Source organism: Sphingorhabdus sp. YGSMI21, from assembly GCF_002776575.1.
In the GTDB taxonomy this organism is placed as follows: Bacteria; Pseudomonadota; Alphaproteobacteria; order Sphingomonadales; family Sphingomonadaceae; genus Parasphingorhabdus.
The window spans coordinates 1720625-1739862 of the sequence record NZ_CP022548.1; the positions used below are offsets into that span (position 1 = coordinate 1720625).

Here is a 19238-nt window from a genome sequence, read left to right on the forward strand (position 1 = left end):
TATGGCCAGTATATTTGGGTTAATTCCGCCATTCATATGAAGATCAGTTCTCCTGAAACCACGGGACGCGATTCGCGGCTGGCCATTGCCCTGTTGGCGATGGCGGGCCTCGCGATCACTTTCTGGACCGGTTCCCGCTATCCGGCGCTGAACAGCAAGGCCGCCATGGGTGGTGATACGCCGCTGTCGGGTCTGGCCTTCGATATCGTCTATGATATTTTCCCCGACAGCGCTCTGTGGTGGACGCTGGTCGCCAATACTGCCAACTGGATCGTCACCAATATCAAAGGTATGACCTTTGGCATATTGTTCGGCGCTGCCTTGTTGACCTTGCTCTCGCTGTTGCGGCGTCGGCAACTCAAGGGCAGCTTCGGCAATGCCGCGCTTGGCGCCGCAATCGGTGCGCCGCTAGGCGTATGCGTCAATTGTGCTATGCCGATCGCGGTCGGCCTGCACATGGGACGGATGCGGCTCGAAACCACGCTGGCCGCGATGATGGCTTCGCCGACGTTGAACGTGATCGTGGTGTCGATGACTTTCGCGCTGTTACCGCTGCATATGGCGGTGATCAAACTGGTGCTGGCATTGCTGCTGGTGTTGGTGGCTGTACCGCTTTTGTGCCGTTTCCTCTTGCGCGGCGAAACCGAACGAACCCGGTCGGACTTTGGTGCGATAGCGCCTGTGGCCGAGCCCACTGGTGTGACCGGCTGGCTGGCCCGGCGTCTCACGCCGAAAGATGCCGGCCCGCAGCCAGCCGGTCTGCTCGGCGCCTTGGTCTGGTATCTGCGCAATTTCTTGGGCAATTTGTTCACCATCTCGATATTGACCGTGCCGATGATGTTTGCCGCAGCGCTGCTCGGCGCGCTGATTGCATCATTTTTCGACACCAATGCGATTGCCGGCATCTTGCCAAGAGGCGGGATGCTGATGGTGCCGCTGGCAATGATCGCCGTCGCCCTGGTCGCCGCATTTGTGCCCGCGCCTATTGCTCTCGACGTGATCCTGACCATCGTGCTGCTCAACATCGGCCTGACCAGCAGCTATGCAACGGTGGCGCTGATCGCGCTGGGCAGCACGAGCATCTATGCCGTCATTGTGCTGTGGCGCGTGATATCGCGGCGCACCGCGCTGGTGATGTTCGGTGCTGTGATCGCGATGGCTGTCACAGGCGGAATATTAGCCCATTTTGCAGGCCCTGTCGAAGCGCGTTACGAGCGCGAGCAGGTGCTGGCCGGAGTAGCGGATCTCGGTCCGATCGCCCTGCCGCAGGCGCCTCCGGCACCGGCTGCGCTGCCGATGGGGGAATTGTCTCGCCGCTCGGCAGCGATGCGGTTGGCACGCGAGCCCCTGCCCGGGCAAATTACCAGCAGCAACGGCAGCACCATAACGACGAGTCGCCTGCTCTATCCCGCCGCGCCGCAATCGCCTGTGGGCCGGGACTCCGGGGCGACGATCTTCACCCGCTTGTCGGGCCGCGCCCTGGGCCTGGCTGAGGAAGGCACGACTACGCCGCTTTTTGAAATAGACACTTATATGTTCGGCGGCGCGATCGCGGCCGGTGATGTCGACGGAGATGGCTGGGACGACGTGCTGGTCCGTCGCCCGACCGGCGGTACCGGGCTGTCACTATATCGGAATCTCGGCGGTCGTTTCGCACGACAGGATGTATATCTCGGCAAATATGCGGCCAGCGAGTTTCTCGATGTGGCTTTTGCCGACTGGAACGGCGATGGCATGCTTGACCTGATCGGCTCTACCCGGATGGGCGAGGTTCTGATCATTCCCAATGATGACGGTCAATTTGCTCTCTCCAATGCCGGTGCTTTCGTCTTGCACCTGCCGGAGAGAGTTCGCGCGCTCACCCTTGCCTTCGCCGATTTCGACCGGGATTCCCGGCTGGATATGGCCATCGGTGGCTGGGCGAGTGGAACCGGTCGGGAAAGCATCAGAAGTGGACAGGCCATCGATGCAAAGGTGTTCATGGTCTGGAATGATGGTCCGGGCACGCCCGAACTGACGCCATTACCAGTGACGCCGGGGCAGACATTGACACTGCTTGCCCATGATTTTGACGGCAACGGCTATCCCGATCTGCTCAAGGGCGACGATGTTGCCGGGACGGACGAACTGCTATTTTTCGGGCCCGGTCGGCAGACCTTGCCAAATGGCGCTGCCACCCAGCCCTTTCCCTATCTGCTCAGAACATCGATGAGCTATGATCTGGGTGACTGGAACAATGATCTGGTGGCGGATGTCTACGGCGTGCAGATATCAGATCGCAACCTGCGGGACCGTGACGATGCCCGGATGGGTGCGCGGCATTTTGAAATATGTTCACAGGCGGCAGCGGACCTCGGCTGGAACAGCGATGATATCCGTCAATGCTCCAACGAAATGCGCTCGATCGACCAGATTCGGGAAAATGGCCAGGGCGCAAAATTCAAATGCCGGCAATTGATGAGTGATCGGGACAGCAGTGTTTGCGCGGCTATGGCCTATCTCAACCAGCTCGAAATCGACCTCCAGAAAAATCAAGGGACATCCGCAAAGCAAGCGGTTCGTTTGTGCCACACGAAACTGGCAGAGACGCCCGCGCTGCAATATATGTGTGCCGGACTGAATCTGAATCGCTCGTCGCAATTGAAGGGCGAGCTGCTGGCGGCGCGTCATGTACCCATGGTGATGAACGGCAATATGCTGTTCACAGGGTCAGCCGACGGCCGGTTTCGCGATCAAGCCGAGGCGCAAAAGGTACGTATGCCGGGCTGGGGATGGAACAGCCGCTTCGCGGATCTCGATCAGGATGGCTTGCAGGACTTGCTTGTCATGACGGGTGTCTGGCTGTCCCCCGGCAGATCTACACCCAATATTTTCTATCGCAACGATCAGGGCCGCTTCAAAAATGCTACTGACAGCTCCGGTCTCGGGGATATCGCGCCGTCCTACAGCTACGCGCTGACCGACTTTGACCGCGACGGCGATATCGATGTGCTGCGCCCGCCGGAAAGCCTGTCGATGGTGGTGCACCGCAACGACCGGCCCGCCGGCCAGGCTCTGTGGATCAGGTTGCGCGATACGATCGGCAACAGCATGGGCGTCGGCGCGATGGTCACCATCTGCACCGGCGGCACCACCGATATCCGGCCCGGTCCCTGTCAGCGTCGCTGGGTGCGGGCGAGCGGCGGCTATATGTCCTTCGACCCGATCGCCGCCCATTTCGGCCTTGGTTCCGGCAAGACAGTCTCGCTGGTTGAAGTAAAATGGCCGGATGGTGAGGTAACGCGCATAACCCCCGCCAAGCTGAGGAGCGGCGAGCTGTTGATCGAACGGTCAGCCGCGCGATAAGCATCGGCCTAGCAGGCAAGCCGTGCTCCGCACTCGATGCGGAACCCTGCCACCGATCAGCATGTCCCGCTGTACCAACGCCGCATCAAGCGCGACGCGCCTATATTCTATACGTGCATCGTCACGAACAGGAAGAGGATCCACAAGGCCAGTGCCACCGTCGTCAGCCAGGTGGCCAGCACGCCCAGTTGCCGAAAGCGCGGCGAGCCGCCCTTGTGATGCTGGGCCATGCCGACGATATGGGCGACACGGCCGATCAGGAAGACCGCCGCAATGGCGGTGAGGCCTGTATGATTGGCGTTGGCGAGCTCCAGGATGCCGAGCATGATCAGGAAGACCGGCGCATGTTCCGACAGATTGGCATGGGTGCGCCGGGCGGCCAGCAGATCGGGATTGTCGCCGTCGCCAAAGCCGATCTGGGTCGCGAGGCGGACCTTGACCGTGGCATAGGCGCAGTAGATCAGCAGCAAGGCGCAAATCGCGGCGGCGAGGCCGGTTACCGGTAATGTCATGATATTCCTCCCTGTGTTTTTTGCATCTTAGGCGGTTTTGGGCAAAGCGCAAATTGCGGGAGCGGGGAAACTTATACTGCCGACATCGTGTCGCGCACCATATTCCGGAACCGAACCAGGTCAGTCAGGTTTTCAGGCAGTTTGTACCGGATTCTGGCAAAACCGTTTCTAACCCCTGGTTCTTTCCGATGAGCATGGAGAATGGGCGGTCAATGCCGTCATCTATGCAGCCTGTTTTCCTGTTCATGCGCCGGTGCGCCAACGCCGACTTTGGCGAGCAGGCAGAAAAGCAATCCGCCGAGCGATAATATAGCCACCGCATAATAGGCAGCGGCGTAACCGCTGGCTTCGATGAGCCATCCGAAGCTGCCCGACATGGCCGAGCGGGCGAGGTTCGGGACTGCCATAAACAGTGCAAACAAGCTCGCGGCTATCGCAGGATCGCAAAGACGCATAGCCCACACGATGAGGGCTATGGTCAGAAAAAGACTGGCGAAATATTGAACCGCAAAGATAGCTGCAAAGATCGTGCTGCTTTCCCAGTTTCCCAAAGTAGCGCCACCGACGATTGCTGCAATGGCAAGGATAAGAAAAAACACTGATATGGTCATGCGCAGGCCCGCCCAGCGGACAATCAATGCTGGCATCGTGGCACCCGCAATCGCCGCAAAAAGCCCGACAATACTCGCAAAGCTGCTATAGTCGTCGCTCCCCCACCCCAACTGCTGGACTGCAAGTATAGGCGCGACGGAATCTGTGAACGCGTAGGTCGCTGTGGCCAATCCCATTCCTGTCAGGAACAGCAGTATTTTCGAGGAAAGCAGCGATCGAAAAATCCCCCTCAATATGGGAAGCCAGGCGGTATGCTGGCGCGCGGCGCATTCCGCTGATGGCTGGCCGCTCGTCCAAGGAAAAAGCCGCTCGTCGGGGCGTTCGCGGAACAGGGAAATGAACAGCGATGCGATGGCGACAAAAGCGCCAAACAACAATGCCATTGTGGAAATCTTGTCATCCGCCAACAACTGCCCGGCAATAAACCCGGACGCAGAAATGCCCAACGTCTGAGAACCAAACATAATTCCGTTAATGGTGGTTCGCTCTTCTTCGGGCACCAGATCAACCGCCATGCCATCGACCGCGACATCGTTGAAGGTTGCGCAGAGATTGAGGGTGAAACAAAAGCCCGTGAGTATGATGATCTGACCGGCTGAAGGGGCAGCGATCGCCAGACCAAACAAAGTCAGCATCATCATCGCCTGAGCGACCAGAATCCAGGAACGACGCCTGCCCATTGGTCGATAGGTAAAGCGGTCCATCAACAGACCGTTGAAAAGCTTCAGTGACCAGGGCAGCATTGCCGTTCCGACGAAAGCGCCAACTTCGATAGGTGAGGCACCACGCGCGGCGAGCCATGCAGGAATGGCGATCAGGCTGAGGCCTGCAACGATTCCCTGCATGAAATATAGCAATATGATGGCGGTCGATCGCAAATATCTGTTTTCGGACATTGCCGGGATTGCGGTTTTGGCGACATTTGGGATCGCAACTTGGGATGTAAATTGGGTCAACGGCTTTTCTCCCGGTTCGGTATGAGGGCACCCGAGTTTTTTTGTTCAGTCCTAAAAATACCGTTCCTCGACGATCTTGCTGTCGCGGACGGTGTAGATGGCGATCTCGGAAAAGGGTGCGCACTCTCCGGTTGCTCGGCGCCTGATCAGCATATCGATAAACAGGGCAAAGCGGTTCCCTGTGATGAACGGGCTATCCATGCTGAGTTCTTCCATCGCGCTGTGGCTCAGCCAACTGGTCAGCTTGTGATGAGCTGCATCGAACCCCGCAGTTCTCGCCGGACCAGTGCCGAAAAATCACGTGCGAGATCATGGACACCGCTCATATCGTCCGGTTCCTGTGTTCGCGATAAGAGGGAAAATCCGGCGGAAAGCGGGTCGCAATAAACTATCCGCCGGACGCAACGCCTGCGCGCGCTGTTCGATAGGCCTAAGGTCGGCCTATCGAATCTTATATTCGCGAAGCAACATGCTGCTTTTTACGGTCCGGTATTCCGCGCGATTGCCGGATTCTGCAATTTGCTGCTCAGCGGTCTTTTTGGCCCATGCATCATAAGCCGCGTCACGCCGTTCGGATTCTGCAGCATCGGGCAAGCTGGAAAAAATTCTCATGATATAGATATTGGGTTCACCGTCACGAGGGTGAGCGTTGACGTAGATTTTATAATCGTTGAGCCAGCCTTGAGATTTGGCGAACTCAGCATTTTTCTTCCATTCTGTGGCGAGCCATTGCGCGTATTTATAAACCCCACCATCTTTGACATATATGCCACTGACTTCGGAAAATTCTCCGGCGACCAACGGGAATTCCTGCGCCGTTGCGACCGTTGGCAGGGCCATCGGAGTTGTCACCAGCATCGCAGTCGCGATCATCATCTTCTTGGTCAGTTTCATCACCATTCTCCTGTTTTGGTTTGATTGAAACTACAGGCAAAGCTATCCCATTGACGGCAGCCGAGGTTTTCCGGGCCAGTTCAAATAGTCTAACTTGTGTGCAATTTCAGTGCGGTGTTGATGGGCTAGGATGTAACATCCGGTCAACGGCACTACCGTCAAAAAAGCGTCAATAATGGCTTAGATTATGGTTGAAGGCTTCGGCAGCAAATCTGGCCAGCCATATTTTTCCCATGCTGCAACCATCCCGATCCGTTCGACGAAATCCATGAAATCGGGATGCAGTCGGACCCGGTTTATGGGCTCCGCATTGGTCCAGAGCGACATGAAGGCGAAAAAATTGGCGGTGGTAATCTGTGTGCCGAGAGTTTTGAAAACCATCGGCGCCTCGCCCATCCAAATGGCGGGGAGAACGATCGTCGAGTCACAGGGATCGTGCAGGGTGGCGTGGAGCATCTCCAACACCATGCAATAATTTTTGCGGTCTTGGTCTTTCCCGCTCCAAAGCCCCTTCGCAGCCATCAACCAATAGGCATCCATAGCATCGGGGTTGAGCGGCGCACTGCCAGCTGGCGGGTATATCACGGTGTTCATCAGCTTCTTTGTTAGCTGATAGGTTTCGATCGCAGCCTCTCTGTCGCCCGATACCGCCAATGCTGCCGCGAGCCACAGAGATGGAAACCCCAGGTCCACCATCCTCTGTCCCGCTTCTACAGCTGCCTCGATATTGCCGAGATTGAGATGCACACCGGAAAGTATGGCGTAATTCCGCCCGTTCACCGGATCCTGATCTATGCTGGCTTCAATATAGGGCAAGGCGTCCCGGGAACGCCCACAATAGAGCAGAAAGGAGCCAACCCGGTTCAAAACATCGGGATTATTGGGTTCCAGTCGATAGGCTTCAAATGCCAGATCCAGTGCCCCGATAATGTCATTTTGCGTCCATGCGTAAAAGGCGAGTACGATACGGGCATGTGCCTGTTGCGGCGATAGACAGAGAGCTTTTTTCGCATATCCCGCTGCTTTTTCGCATCGCTCCAATCTGTCCAGACAGGGAGTGAAGACGGTCATGTTGATTTCAGCTTCAGCCAGAGCGGTCCAGCATTCCGCGAATTCGGGGTCGATCTCCAGTGCCTTTTCCAGAAGTTCGATGGCCGTCGGCAGCACTCCATCACCGATAGCCCTGATAGTTAGCGCCCGGCCTTGCAGGTAAAGCCCATAAGCTTTCCTATCGCTGGTCAGCTTGCGGGGTTGGGATGCATGTTCTGTCAATTTCAGCGCATCACTCAGCCCGTTTGTTATGGCCTGTACAACCTCGGCCCGTGCGGCGAACATGTCGTCCAGACTTCCATCATAGCAGTAGGCCCATGATTCAAAACCGCTCTCCGCGTCAACCAGGCTAACCGCAACACGAACCTGTTCTCCCTGACGGTAAATCGTACCTTCCAAAAGATGTGATACGTTAAGGGTATCTGCAATCTTTGATGGTGGTTTGTCAGAATCTTTAAATTGGAAGGATGACGTCCGACCAGCAACAAGAAGCTGTGGCACCTGCCCGAGACTTGTGATCAGTTCGTCGACGACACCATCGGCAAAAAATCCGTGATCGGCAGGATCGGCGATTGATTTGAACGGAAGCACTGCAATCCTGACTTTGCCTTGTTTCCTGTCCGCTATGGTTTGGGCGGGGGGATGTCGCACCGACCAAAGACTGGATAATCTGGCATATTCAGAGAGATTATCACCTTTTTCCAATGCTGATAGCGCGACAGAGACCGCGCTTTGCAGGCGCTGTTCCGCTTGCTGGCGATGCACGGAAAGCCAATCGTCAAATGCCTCGCCGTAATTCATCTGATCCAGTAAAGGTATGGCACCGATGGAAACCAGCCTTTCGGTTGCTTCAAGATATTTACCTTCCGTGAGCAAATCATGCAGATCAGACAGGTCTGTTCTGACGGCACCTGCTTTCAAGCCAATACGGGATCGTGAAATGTCCAAAAGGTCGCAATCCGCCGCCGCGAGTAATTTCCCCAGATCTGACAAACATTGCCGCAAACTGGCTTTTGCCTGTGCTTCAAACCGGCCGGGCCATAAAAGCCTGCTCAAATGATCGCGATCAATAGGCTCATCCGGTGCCAAACATAACATTGCCAGCATAGCACGTGCGCGACGATTTGAGATAAGCACTTCCGCGCCGTCTTTCATGATAAGCTGGAATGGCCCAAAAAGCGCCGCCTGTGCACACCCGCTGGATTCAGTGAGATTATCTTGCTGCTCTGAAGAATCCAAAAAGGCCGCCCCCCAACCACCATAGGGAAACATAATGCAAATTGACGTCGGCGCAATCGATTAATCGGCGGGAGCCTTGACCCACGATGACGGGCTTGTTTCCATGTCCGCTTTTGTGTTCCGGCAGATTTTTACCGCAGCGATCCCCAATATCCGCGATGGGTGGTGGTTTCCGGACCTCTGCTATTTTCGGTCACCTCCATGAAGCGTTTTGTGCATAAACGGCTGAGAAGCGATCCTTCTCACTCGACCCTTCGCGCGACCAAAATCCCCCCTGTTTGCAATATTCCCTTACGGACGAATTTCAGGTTGGTATATCGTGGGCACAGGACCTTGTGTGTCCGGTTTCAGGGAAGCGGCGCGGGCTCGATAGACGGTTACAGATCACCCTCAGACAAGGTTTTGCGTCATTCAAGTTGGTGGCGGCGTGCCACAGCTTTTGCAATGCGGGTCCTTGGGCAGGTTGATGCTGCGCATGGAGGGCGCGAGGCCGTCGAAAAGCTGGAGTTTTCCGGCGGGGTCCTGGCCGAAGCCGGTGATCACGCGGATCGCTTCCATCGCCGCGAAGCTGCCCATCAGGCCGACCATTGCGCCGAGAACGCCAACTTCGCTGCAATTGTCGCAATCTTCGGGGTCGAGCGCGTCGCCGACGAAACAGCGGTAGCAGGGCTTGTCCTCCTCCCAGCCGCGGAACGTGCCGAGCTGTCCCTGGAACTGGCCGATCGCCGCGGAAACCAGCGGGATGCGGTGGGTGACGGACAGATCGGAGACGAGCAGGCGGGTCTGGTAATTGTCCGTGCCGTCGATAATCGCGTCGAAAGGCGCAAAAAATGCTGCGGCGCCCTCTGCGAAATGCTGCGCGGTAAGTCTTTGATTTATTGGAAAAACTCTGACGTCCGGGTTGACGCGCTGCGCAGCAACTTCGGCAACTTCAACTTTTGCTTTTCCGACATCATTTTCGGTAAACAATACCTGCCGCTGCAGGTTCGATAGCGACACGATATCATCGTCAAAAATGGTCAGCGCGCCAATTCCCGCGGCCGCCAGATATTGAATGGCCGGGCAACCGATGCCGCCCGCTCCGACGATCAGAATATGCGCGTCGAGAATCTTCTTCTGCCCCGCCCCGCCAATATCCCTGAGCACGATATGGCGGGCATAGCGGTCGAGCTGTTCGTCCGTAAGGTCCAATAGCCTACCAGTAGAATTTCAGGACGCTACGGCGCCAGGCGGGCTTCCGGTCTGGTGTCGATTCCATGTTATTCTTGCCCACCCGGGCAAAATAGCGGGCGACATATTCCTCCAGCGCCGGACACTGGATGGAAATCGGCGTCACCTGGCGAAGGCTCCTCTTGCCATCCACCAAAAGCAGGACCTCGACGAAATAATTTTCTCCACCGAACAGTTTTTCTGTCGGTGTACAATCCGCTGCCAGTTTTTTCGCGTTCAGCGATTCCTTGTAGCTATATTCCGGCTTTCGTCTGAATTCCGCTACCGGCACGGCGCGTAAATCGTCGGGTACCGGCGGGATTCCTGTACTGGTGACCGAACCGGTCTGCAGTGCTGCTGCGAGAATTAGAGTTGAAATACCCATTTTCTACACTCCCGTTGATCCAAAACCACCTTCTCCTCGCGCAGTCTCGTCGAGTCGGTCAACCTCTTTGAGAATGCCGCGCTGGACAGGTGCGACGACAATCTGGGCGATCCGGTCGCCGCGCTGGACAACGAAGTCCTCCTCGCCGTGGTTGATCAGGATCACTTTCAGCTCGCCGCGATAGTCGCTGTCGATCGTGCCCGGGGTGTTGGGAATGCTGACCCCTTTTTTTAGCGCCAGTCCGGAACGGGGCCGGACCTGGATTTCATAGCCGTGAGGAATGGCAAAGGCGAAGCCCGACCCGATAAGGCCCCGCCCGGCCGGCGCGATCGTGAGATCTTCCGCTGCCCTAATATCCATTCCGGCCGAGCCACTGGTTTCATAGGACGGCAAGGGAAGGTCGCCAGCGTGGTCCAGACGCTTGACGGCAATATCGACGGGTTCGAACATCAGGCGAGTTCCTCACTGATTTTGGCTATGAGACGCCGGGCCACTTCCGGCTTCGGCAGGCGTTCCCAGATTTCGGCGCCGGACCGGGTGATGATATGGACACTGTTGTCCGCACCGCCCATCACGTCGCCGGACACATCATTGGCGACAATCCAGTCGCAGCCCTTCTTTGCCAGTTTCGCTTCCGCGTGGGATACGATATTCTCGGTTTCGGCGGCAAAGCCGATAAGCAGGCCTGGGCGTTTTTCATGCTGCGCGAGACCCGCCAATATATCGGGATTTTCGGTCAGTTTGAGCGGTGCGGGCGCAGCCCCTTTTTTCTTGATCTTCTGCCCGGACCGGCTGTCGGCGCGCCAGTCGGCGACGGCGGCGACCATGATCGCGACATCGGCGGGCAGGGCGTCCTGGACGGCCTGCTCCATTTCAAGCGCGGTCTCGACATCGACCCGCATGACGCCCGCAGGTGTGGTGAGATGCACCGGACCCGCAACCAATGTTACCTGCGCTCCGGCTTCGGCGGCCGCGGCGGCAATGGCAAAGCCCTGACGCCCGGAAGAGCGGTTGGCGATATAGCGGACCGGATCTATCGGCTCATGGGTCGGGCCGGCGGTTATCAGCACATGCTTGCCGCGCAATGGGCGGTGCCGGTCGGGGGCAAAGGCAGGCTGGCCGTCGAGCGGATTGTGACCCAGTTCGGTGGATTGCGTGCCGATTGCCGTCAGAGATGGCGACACGAGCATCGCGCTGATTTCCGCCATGATTGTTTCGGGCTCCGGCAATCGTCCGGGACCATATTCGCCGCAGGCCATGGCGCCTTCATCCGGTTGTATCACGGTGATCCCGTCGGACCGGAGCTGCTCGATGTTGCGCTGGGTCGCTGCATGTTGCCACATTCGCACATTCATTGCCGGGACTGCCATCACCGGTGTATCGGTCGCCAGCAACAAGGTCGTCGCCAGATCATCGGCGACCCCACCCGCCATTTTGGCCAGCAGATTGGCCGTGGCCGGACAGACGACGACAAGATCGGCTTCACGGCTGAGCTGGATATGACCCATTTCCGCTTCGTCCTTCAGACTCCACAGGGTTGTGTGCACTTCATTTTCGGAAAGCGCCGCGAGCGTCATCGGCGTGACAAATTGCGCTCCCGATTCGGTCAACACGCAGCGGACCGTCATGCCGGATTTCCTGATCAGGCGGATCAGCTCTGCTGCTTTATAGGCGGCAATGCCGCCGCCGATGATCAGGAGAATATGCTTCGTCACAAAATCACCCCCACATCCAAACGGCGCCAGCTCCCGCAGCGGCCGCTACCACTACTGTCAGAGCATAGCGCCAGAATCCGCCGCCCTGGCCATTATTCCGCTTTTCCCAGATCAGCTCGACATCGGCAACCGGCGGCGGCGGCGGTGCGCCGCCCTGGCGGGGGAGCTGGGCATCAAGCCGGCGGACAATGTCGGGAAGCATCAACAATGTGTCGACGTCCGCATTGATCCGGTCGGCAATCGCGGCTTCGGGCCCCAGTTCGCCGCGGATCCATTCCTTCACATAGGGGCCGCTGGCATCCCACATATTGATCGTCGGGTTCAAATCGGTGGCAATGCCCTCGACCATGACCATCGTCTTTTGCAGCAGCAGCAGATGCGGCTGGGTTTCCATATCGAAATCGCGGGTGATGGCGAACAGCCCGTCGAGCATATCGCCGACCGACAGTTCGCTTACCGGTTTGCCGCGCATCGGCTCGCCGACCGCGCGCAGGGCCGTGGCGAAATCCTCCATACTGTGATGGTCGGGGACATATTGCGCCTCGAAATGGATTTCGGCGACGCGTTTGTAATTGCCGGTGGTCAGGCCGTAGAGGATTTCTGCCAGCCAGAAGCGGGCTTTCCGGTTGATTCGCCCCATGATGCCGAAATCGATGGCGACAATCGTGCCGTCCGCTTTCACAAACAGATTGCCCTGGTGCATGTCGGCATGGAAATAGCCGGCCTCGATTGCCTGTTTCAGGAATGTGTGCACAAGCCGGCTGGCAATTGCATCCAGATCATGGCCGGCCGCAACCAGACCTTCGCGGTTCGATATCTTTATCCCGTCGACCCAGTCGAGCGTCAGCACGCGGCCTGACGTCCGGTCCCAGTCGATGGCCGGTATCTCATATTGATCGACCTGCGCCATATGTTCGGCCAGTTCCGATGCGCTGGCGGCCTCGCGCCGCAGGTCGAGTTCACGCATTGTCCAGCGCCGGAAATTGGCGATGACCAGTTGCGGTCGCAGGCGCTTGGCTTCACCGCCCAAAGCCTCGAGATGCGCCGCGGCCCATTCGTAGGTCTCAATATCCTGGGAGAATTTCTTGATGATGCCGGGGCGCAGTACCTTGACCGCGACATCCTTGCCTTCCAGCGTCGTAGCGCGGTGCACCTGCGCTATCGAGGCGGCGCCTACAGGATCGGGATCAATATGGCTGTACAGCTCGTCGAGGGGCTTGCCGAGGCTGAGTTCAATCTCGTCGCGGATCAGGTCGAAAGAGACCGGAGGCAGGCTGTCCTGCAATTGCAGCAGATCGCGCGCCGCCGCCTCGCCGATGACATCGGGGCGGGTCGCCAGCGTCTGGCCGAGTTTAATCGCTGCCGGACCAATGGCCTGCAGGGCGGCCGAATAATTGGGTTCTTTCGGCTGGAACGTACCGATCCGGGCGATGCGAAACAGGCGGCGGACCTGCGGCGGGGTTGCCTTGTGCTTCTCGAGGTCGCGCAGCGCACCATGTTTGGCGAGCGTGCGGCCCCATTTGAGCAGGCGGAATATATGGGTGCGGGAACTGGTCATCGCTTATCCGGGTTCAGACTTTCCAGCCGCTGTGGATAGCGACCAGCCCGCCCATCATCGGTTCCACCTTGGTCTGGCTAAACCCGGCGGCCTGAATCATCGCGCGAAACTCTTCCATCGGCGGGAATTTTGCGATCGATTCGGCGAGATAGCGATAGCTGGCCTCGTCATTCGCCAGGACCTTGCCGACTTTGGGCAGGATATGGTGGGAATAGGTTTCGTAGACCTTGTCAAAACCGGGCCATCTGGTTTGGGAAAATTCCATGCAATAGAAACGTCCGCCATATTTCAGTACACGGTGGGCTTCGGCCAGAGCCTTGTCGATATGGGTGACGTTCCGGATGCCGAAGACGATCGTATAGGCATCGAAATGGGCGTCGGGGAAGTTTAGCTCCTCGGCATTTTGCTGGCTCCAGACCAGGCGCGTCTCATCCTTCTCGAGCGCCCGTTCGATCCCTTCGGCCAGCATTTCCGCGTTGATGTCGGCAACCGTGATGTCGGCACCGCTGTCGACCATGCGAAAGGCGATATCGCCGGTGCCGCCGGCCATGTCGAGAATCGTTTCGCCTGCCCGTGGCTTGACGCGGCGAACGAAGCGGTCTTTCCACAGACGATGGGTTCCCGCGCTCATCGCGTCGTTCATCACATCATAGCGGGACGCGACACTGGAAAATACCGCGCCAACCTTGCCGGTCTTTTCGCTCTCGTCGACCTCTTCATAGCCGAAGGAGACGGTTTTGCTTTCGATGGCCATTTTTTGTCCGTGCTGATTTTTCTTTGAAATCCCGAGTAGACGAGCCTTGGCAGCACTGCAATCACTCTATAGCTGCCCTTTGGACCGTAACGGATAAGGACTGCCATGCCAGAACTGCCCGAAGTAGAAACAACCGTGGCTGGATTGCGTCCGGTGCTCGAGGGGCAGCGCCTCACTCTGGTGGAACCGCGCCGCGCCGATCTGCGCTGGCCGATTCCGGTCGATTTGCGGCAGAGAATGACCGGCGCGATGGTCATTTCGCTCGGCAGGCGGGCAAAATATGGTTTGATCGAAACCGACCGGGGCGACGTGATGATCTTTCACCTCGGCATGTCGGGGCGCTGGCGGATTGATCCGGAAGAGATCGAGAAACATGATCATCTGTTGCTGGAAACGGAATCCGGCCACCGGCTGACGCTCAACGATCCGCGCCGATTCGGTTCGCTGGACATCGTTCGCACCGGTGATCTGGACAGTTACAAGCCTTTTGTGGCGATGGGGCCGGAACCGTTGAGTGAGGATTTTACCGGCGCTTATCTCAAAGCCGCGACCAGAGACCGCAAGGCCCCGATCAAGCAGCTGTTGCTGGACCAGCGCACGGTCGCGGGACTCGGCAATATCTATGTTTGCGAGGCGCTGCATATGGCGGGCATATCCCCGGGCCGAAAGGGTGCCGCGATATCGAAGCCACGCTACGAGCGGCTCGTTGCCGCGATAAAACAGGTTTTGATCGCGGCCATCGCGGCTGGCGGGTCGTCCCTGCGCGATTTCGTGCAACCGGACGGGGAACTGGGCTATTTCGCCAAGGACTGGCGGGTCTACGGCAGGGAAGGAGGGGCCTGTGAATGCGGTGCGACAGTGCTGCGCCGAGTCGATAGCGGGCGCTCGACCTTTTACTGCTCGCAATGTCAGAAATAAGCGGCTCACTAAGCTATTGACGAGAATCGGCTGTCACGCTATTGGCCGCGCTCTTGAGCCGGAAGCTATTCGAAAAGTACCGGCATTTAATTTCAGATTTTGAGGGTTTTTCATGGCTAATACGCCGCAAGCAAAAAAACGTATCCGTCGCAACACGCGCCGTACCGCGATCAACAAGAATCGCCTGAGCCAGATCCGTACCAAGATCAAGGCCGTAGACGCTGCGGTTGAGGCCGGCGACAAGGACGTGGCAGCAGCGGCGCTCAAGGCCGTACAGCCTGAACTGGCGCGCGGTGTTTCCAAGGGCCTGTACCACAAGAATACAGCGTCGCGGAAGTTCAGCCGCCTGACCAAACGGGTTGCCGCGCTGCAAACCGCTTAATCAGCGCCGCAAATCGAAAAAAAAGATAACCCGCCCGATTGTGGCGGGTTTTCTTTTGGGCGATCGCGGCGCTTCGATTCGCGCAGCTTCCCGATGTTGTTGCTGAAGCCAGCGAATATTCCCGTTTTTCCTTGTGCTGTTGAAGGGAAACGGTTCAAGTCGGCCCAACGTGTCGATCTGTCGCCGTTCAAAGCCGGTTCAGCCCGGCTTGTCTATCCTGCGGGCCAAGATGGTGGGTAATTTTAAGGAAGAAACATGAGTAATTTCACGAAACACGTATTCAGCCGTCGGCGGCTGTCCCTGTTGGCGCCGGTAGCGCTTCTTTCTCTCGCGGCTTGTGCAACACCGTTTCGTGCCGACGTTCAGCGTTTTGTTGCGCTTCCTGACACCACGGGCCAGAGCTTTACCGTGGTTGCAGCCGATCCCGATCTTTCGGGCGGACTCGAGTTCGGTCAATATGCGATGCTGGTCGAGCAGAAAATGCTCGAGCTTGGATATCAACGCAGCGACGATCCCGCAGCGGCTGAACTGATTGTCAGCATGGACTATGATATTGACAAGGGACGCGAGAAAGTCGTTGCCGACGTCGATCCATTCTATCCTTCAGCCCGGTTCGGCGGCTATTACAGGCGTCCTGGCTACCGCTACGGTTTCCACGATCCGTTTCTCTACGGAGGCTACGGTTTCTCCGGCTATAACGGTGTCCGGAGCTTTACCGTCTATACCACGGAACTGGACATGAAGATTGACCGTGCGGTGGATGGCGAGCGCCTGTTTGAAGGCAAGGCCGAGGCGCTGTCGCGGTCGAAAAACCTGACCTATCTTGTACCCAATCTCGTCGAAGCGATGTTCACGGACTTTCCCGGCAACAACGGCGAGCAGGTACGGATTTCGATAGCCCCCGAAAAATAACAGACGGAGTGCCCTCTGGCTTGAAAGCGGATCAGCTTTCAAGCTGGCGGAGCAGCATCCGGACGTCATTGTCCATTTCGCTGTCTTCGCCGCGCAGATGCTCCACCAGTTTGACCGCATGGATGACCGTGCTGTGGTCGCGGCCGCCAAATTTCCGACCGATTTCGGGATAGCTGCGCGGCGTCATCACCTTGGCGAGATACATGGCAACCTGGCGCGGACGGGCCACCGCGCGGGCGCGGCGCTTCGATGACATCTCGTTGCGATCAAGCCGGTAATATTCGCACACCGTGCGCTGGATCTCGTCGATCGTGATCCGGCGGCGACAGGCGCTCAATATGTCCGATAATTGCTCCTCGGCCAGTTCGCGGGTGATCTCGCGTCCGGTGAGCTGTGCATAAGCGAGCAACTTGTTGAGTCCGCCTTCCAGCTCGCGCAGATTGCGGCTGATTGTACGGGCGAGAAAGTCGACGACCTCCTCTGAAACATTCTGGTGGGGCATGGTTGCAAGGCGATGCTCGAGAATATCGCGGCGCAATTCGAGGCCAGCCGACTGGATGTCTGCAACCAGCCCCATGGACAGACGCGACAGCAGCCGCTGGTCGACGCCATCGAGCGCTTGCGGTGGACGGTCTGCCGCGACGACAACGCGCTTGCCCTGGCTGATCAGCGAATCGACGGTGTGGAGAAATTCCTCCTGCGTGGAATTTTTTCCGACGATGAACTGGATGTCATCGATCATCAGCAGATCCGCTTCGCGCAGCGACGCCTTGAATTCCATGCCTTCGTTGCGGCGCATGGCGGAGACAAACTCGATCATGAACCGCTCGGCCGACATATAGATGATCGTCGAGGACGGAAATTCCTCGCGGAAAGCATGGCCGATGGCGTGCATCAGGTGAGTCTTGCCCTGGCCGGTCGAGGACTGGAGATAAAGTGGGCTGAACAGCGGTTTCTCTGCTGCTGCCGTGCGTTGCGCGGCATTGAGCGCCAGAACATTCGAGTGACCGGCAATAAACTGGTCAAACGTCATCCGCGGATCCAGATCAAGGCGAAATTTGCTTTCGGGAGCAGTTCTGTTGGCAGACTGTGCGGGAGCGCCACTAATGGGCGAAATCTTGGCGATTTTCGCGGTTCCTGATTGAGCCTGAAATGCCAGATCCGTGACCGCCGCGTGATGGGCCTTCCATGCCAGCAAAAGACGCTCGGCGTAACGGTCCCGGACCCAGGTGGCGGCAAATTCCGACGGGAGTTCCAGTTGCAGCAATCCGCTATCCGAATCGAACACCGAAAGTTTGATCGGCTTGATCCACTGGCCGAAAATCTGGGCACCCAGGTCCCGGCGGAGGCCGGAACAGATTTTGGCCCAGATAGATTCCAGATTATCAGAAATAACAGTTTCCCCGGCAACGGCAGTGTCTACAGACAGTCCGCTATCCCGGTTTTGTACGCTTTTACTCACGAGCATCCCCCGACCTCTTCCCCGATTGGCGCGCGATCATAACGCCGATACTTGACCGCAGATCCTGAATTCAGCAGCCTTCAATACCCCCAGCCATGGGAATGAATCGGGCGCAGACGTCCGTTGCTGAAAACACGTTTTCAACGATGATCTCAAATTTCAAATTAGGCCTCTTTGTGGCAATCGCAGCCACCAGCCGAGCCTCCTTAGTAAGCGCCTCTGCCTGAGTCGATCAAGGGCGGTGCTGTAAAAAAAATGAAATATATCGATTGACAGCGACAAGCCGTGGATTTTGCTAAATATCTTTTTAGGTCCTTGAAATACAGGGGAAATATACTGTGGATAAGGATGTATAACTCGCGAATCGCGGAGTCAGCTAGGGTTCTGGTTAATGGCAAAATGATCATGGCAAACCGCCATGTAAAATCTCCTCACGATCATCTTGTCGGCAAAGCTATGCAAATAGGCTTGCCAAAGGCGTCGTGATTTGGCAGTGGCGCTCGCCTGACCTCATCGATGCTCAATTGCATCGTGTTATGGGGGCGATTAGCTCAGTTGGTAGAGCGCTTCGTTTACACCGAAGATGTCGGCGGTTCGAGCCCGTCATCGCCCACCATCACCCCCAAATGGATCGGTGATGCCTTGCTTGGGCGAATCGCCTCAGCCAAATTCCGATATTGCAATAACGCAGGCCGCCGACAGGATGATTGCAGTCATTATCGGGAAAAGCCGCATTTTATTTTCCGGCAGCGCCTGTCCATCGAAATCGGAACGCGGTCGGTGGCCGGTGACCATCGGTCCAACCAGATTGGCTTTCAGGACGAAATGATAGACAGCGATCGCCGCGACATGCAGTCCGATCAGCACCGCCAGCAGATTGAAATTGAGTTCGTGGATCTCGGCCAACTGCCTCCCGGTATCGAACGACACCAGAACGGCAAGCGGTCCCGATTCCAGACCATCGACGTCTACGGAAAACAGTCCTGTCGCTATTTGGGTGGCAAGCGCCAGCAGCAGCGCAAAGACGCCGAATACGGCCAGCGGACTGTGCCCGAAGCTCGCGCGATATTCCCGTCTGCGCAGTTTTCCGATGTAGGATCTGAGCGATCCGATCTGTCGCACCATCGGGGCAAAACGCGCTGTCCATGTCCCGACCAGTCCCCAAATCAGCCGAAAAAGAACGAGGCCGAACATGGTCAGGCCAAGGCTTTTGTGCCAATCCATATGGTCCTCCTCTGCTGTCCACCAGAGCAGGGGAACGAGAATAACCATCAGCCAGTGCACCAGCCGGACGGCCCAGTCCCAGACCAGGATGCGCGGCGAACCCATCGTCAT

Annotated in this window: 17 protein-coding genes, 1 tRNA gene and 1 pseudogene; 6 read left to right on the plus strand and 13 right to left on the minus strand. The window is 57.5% G+C overall.

The genetic code is table 11. The features are described from left to right. The first annotated feature begins 36 nt into the window (after positions 1-36). The gene (locus tag CHN51_RS08390) at positions 37-3345 is read left to right on the plus strand and encodes an FG-GAP-like repeat-containing protein (RefSeq protein WP_100093609.1); all 3309 of its coding nucleotides are present in this window, start codon (positions 37-39) and stop codon (positions 3343-3345) included. A gap of 107 nt (positions 3346-3452) precedes the next feature. Here CHN51_RS08390 and CHN51_RS08395 read toward each other — a convergent pair whose 3' ends face one another. Then, the gene (locus tag CHN51_RS08395) at positions 3453-3857 is read right to left on the minus strand and encodes an MAPEG family protein (protein WP_100093610.1); all 405 of its coding nucleotides are present in this window, start codon (positions 3855-3857) and stop codon (positions 3453-3455) included. A gap of 218 nt (positions 3858-4075) precedes the next feature. Continuing rightward, complete coding sequence (locus tag CHN51_RS08400) at positions 4076-5314, minus strand: MFS transporter (RefSeq protein ID WP_164089054.1); 1239 nt, start codon at positions 5312-5314, stop codon at positions 4076-4078. On the opposite strand from CHN51_RS08400, the gene CHN51_RS19705 reads away from it, so the two are divergent. Next, positions 5313-5450 carry a hypothetical protein gene (locus CHN51_RS19705; protein WP_164089056.1) on the plus strand — a complete coding sequence of 46 codons (138 nt, stop codon included), beginning with the start codon at positions 5313-5315 and terminating at the stop codon, positions 5448-5450. The genes CHN51_RS08400 and CHN51_RS19705 overlap by 2 nt on opposite strands. A 26-nt stretch (positions 5451-5476) precedes the next feature. Here the strand turns inward: CHN51_RS19705 and CHN51_RS19540 are convergent. The 9 genes and pseudogenes from CHN51_RS19540 to CHN51_RS08440 all read right to left on the minus strand — a co-directional run. Beyond that, positions 5477-5686: pseudogene (locus tag CHN51_RS19540) on the minus strand (SnoaL-like domain-containing protein); the annotation flags it as partial. Positions 5687-5866: 180 nt separating this feature from the next. Further along, on the minus strand, positions 5867-6319 hold the full coding sequence (locus tag CHN51_RS08405) for a hypothetical protein (protein ID WP_240616921.1): 453 nt from the start codon (positions 6317-6319) through the stop codon (positions 5867-5869). Positions 6320-6499: 180 nt separating this feature from the next. Then, positions 6500-8608 carry a tetratricopeptide repeat protein gene (locus CHN51_RS08410; protein WP_123906278.1) on the minus strand — a complete coding sequence of 703 codons (2109 nt, stop codon included), beginning with the start codon at positions 8606-8608 and terminating at the stop codon, positions 6500-6502. A gap of 411 nt (positions 8609-9019) precedes the next feature. Beyond that, positions 9020-9799: a HesA/MoeB/ThiF family protein gene (locus CHN51_RS08415; protein ID WP_100093613.1), complete on the minus strand. Its 780-nt coding sequence runs from the start codon at positions 9797-9799 to the stop codon at positions 9020-9022. A 4-nt stretch (positions 9800-9803) separates the two neighbouring features. Then, a complete protein-coding gene (locus CHN51_RS08420; RefSeq protein ID WP_100093614.1) occupies positions 9804-10202 on the minus strand; it encodes a hypothetical protein in 399 nt (132 codons plus the stop codon). Between the two features lie 3 nt (positions 10203-10205). Further along, positions 10206-10652, minus strand: coding sequence for a dUTP diphosphatase (gene dut / locus CHN51_RS08425; RefSeq protein WP_100093615.1), 447 nt, complete (start codon positions 10650-10652; stop codon positions 10206-10208). Continuing rightward, positions 10652-11917, minus strand: coding sequence for a bifunctional phosphopantothenoylcysteine decarboxylase/phosphopantothenate synthase (locus CHN51_RS08430; RefSeq protein ID WP_100093616.1), 1266 nt, complete (start codon positions 11915-11917; stop codon positions 10652-10654). The genes dut and CHN51_RS08430 overlap by 1 nt, the downstream gene beginning before the upstream one ends. A gap of 4 nt (positions 11918-11921) precedes the next feature. Continuing rightward, positions 11922-13475, minus strand: a complete 1554-nt coding sequence (gene ubiB, locus CHN51_RS08435) for a 2-polyprenylphenol 6-hydroxylase (RefSeq protein WP_100093617.1) — start codon at positions 13473-13475, stop codon at positions 11922-11924. Positions 13476-13488: 13 nt separating this feature from the next. Beyond that, positions 13489-14229: a class I SAM-dependent methyltransferase gene (locus tag CHN51_RS08440; RefSeq protein WP_100093618.1), complete on the minus strand. Its 741-nt coding sequence runs from the start codon at positions 14227-14229 to the stop codon at positions 13489-13491. 105 nt (positions 14230-14334) lie between these two features. Here CHN51_RS08440 and mutM point away from each other — a divergent pair, with 105 nt between their 5' ends. From mutM to CHN51_RS08455, 3 genes are all read left to right on the plus strand, one after another. Then, complete coding sequence (gene mutM / locus CHN51_RS08445; RefSeq protein ID WP_100093619.1) at positions 14335-15147, plus strand: bifunctional DNA-formamidopyrimidine glycosylase/DNA-(apurinic or apyrimidinic site) lyase; 813 nt, start codon at positions 14335-14337, stop codon at positions 15145-15147. A gap of 112 nt (positions 15148-15259) precedes the next feature. Then, complete coding sequence (gene rpsT, locus CHN51_RS08450) at positions 15260-15529, plus strand: 30S ribosomal protein S20 (protein ID WP_100093620.1); 270 nt, start codon at positions 15260-15262, stop codon at positions 15527-15529. Positions 15530-15784: 255 nt separating this feature from the next. After that, the gene (locus tag CHN51_RS08455) at positions 15785-16441 is read left to right on the plus strand and encodes a DUF4136 domain-containing protein (RefSeq protein ID WP_100093621.1); all 657 of its coding nucleotides are present in this window, start codon (positions 15785-15787) and stop codon (positions 16439-16441) included. A gap of 31 nt (positions 16442-16472) precedes the next feature. Here CHN51_RS08455 and dnaA read toward each other — a convergent pair whose 3' ends face one another. Next, positions 16473-17909 carry a chromosomal replication initiator protein DnaA gene (gene dnaA, locus CHN51_RS08460; RefSeq protein ID WP_100093622.1) on the minus strand — a complete coding sequence of 479 codons (1437 nt, stop codon included), beginning with the start codon at positions 17907-17909 and terminating at the stop codon, positions 16473-16475. Between the two features lie 534 nt (positions 17910-18443). Between dnaA and CHN51_RS08465 the strand changes: the two genes are divergently transcribed. After that, positions 18444-18519 (plus strand) — tRNA-Val (locus CHN51_RS08465). A gap of 44 nt (positions 18520-18563) precedes the next feature. On the opposite strand, the gene CHN51_RS08470 is transcribed toward CHN51_RS08465, so the two are convergent. Then, complete coding sequence (locus CHN51_RS08470; RefSeq protein WP_100093623.1) at positions 18564-19238, minus strand: cytochrome b/b6 domain-containing protein; 675 nt, start codon at positions 19236-19238, stop codon at positions 18564-18566.

Bases quoted from the DNA above. Each gene is read 5' to 3' on its own strand.
- CHN51_RS08390 (WP_100093609.1), top strand. From the start codon at position 37: ATGAAGATCAGTTCTCCTGAAACCACGGGACGCGATTCGCGGCTGGCC.
- CHN51_RS08395 (WP_100093610.1), bottom strand. From the start codon at position 3,857: ATGACATTACCGGTAACCGGCCTCGCCGCCGCGATTTGCGCCTTGCTG.
- CHN51_RS19705 (WP_164089056.1), top strand. From the start codon at position 5,313: ATGAAATATAGCAATATGATGGCGGTCGATCGCAAATATCTGTTTTCG.
- CHN51_RS08400 (WP_164089054.1), bottom strand. From the start codon at position 5,314: ATGCAGGGAATCGTTGCAGGCCTCAGCCTGATCGCCATTCCTGCATGG.
- CHN51_RS08405 (WP_240616921.1), bottom strand. From the start codon at position 6,319: ATGAAACTGACCAAGAAGATGATGATCGCGACTGCGATGCTGGTGACA.
- CHN51_RS08420 (WP_100093614.1), bottom strand. From the start codon at position 10,202: ATGGGTATTTCAACTCTAATTCTCGCAGCAGCACTGCAGACCGGTTCG.
- dut (WP_100093615.1), bottom strand. From the start codon at position 10,652: ATGTTCGAACCCGTCGATATTGCCGTCAAGCGTCTGGACCACGCTGGC.
- ubiB (WP_100093617.1), bottom strand. From the start codon at position 13,475: ATGACCAGTTCCCGCACCCATATATTCCGCCTGCTCAAATGGGGCCGC.
- CHN51_RS08440 (WP_100093618.1), bottom strand. From the start codon at position 14,229: ATGGCCATCGAAAGCAAAACCGTCTCCTTCGGCTATGAAGAGGTCGAC.
- mutM (WP_100093619.1), top strand. From the start codon at position 14,335: ATGCCAGAACTGCCCGAAGTAGAAACAACCGTGGCTGGATTGCGTCCG.
- rpsT (WP_100093620.1), top strand. From the start codon at position 15,260: ATGGCTAATACGCCGCAAGCAAAAAAACGTATCCGTCGCAACACGCGC.
- CHN51_RS08455 (WP_100093621.1), top strand. From the start codon at position 15,785: ATGAGTAATTTCACGAAACACGTATTCAGCCGTCGGCGGCTGTCCCTG.
- dnaA (WP_100093622.1), bottom strand. From the start codon at position 17,909: ATGCTCGTGAGTAAAAGCGTACAAAACCGGGATAGCGGACTGTCTGTA.
- CHN51_RS08470 (WP_100093623.1), bottom strand. From the start codon at position 19,238: ATGACGATGGGTTCGCCGCGCATCCTGGTCTGGGACTGGGCCGTCCGG.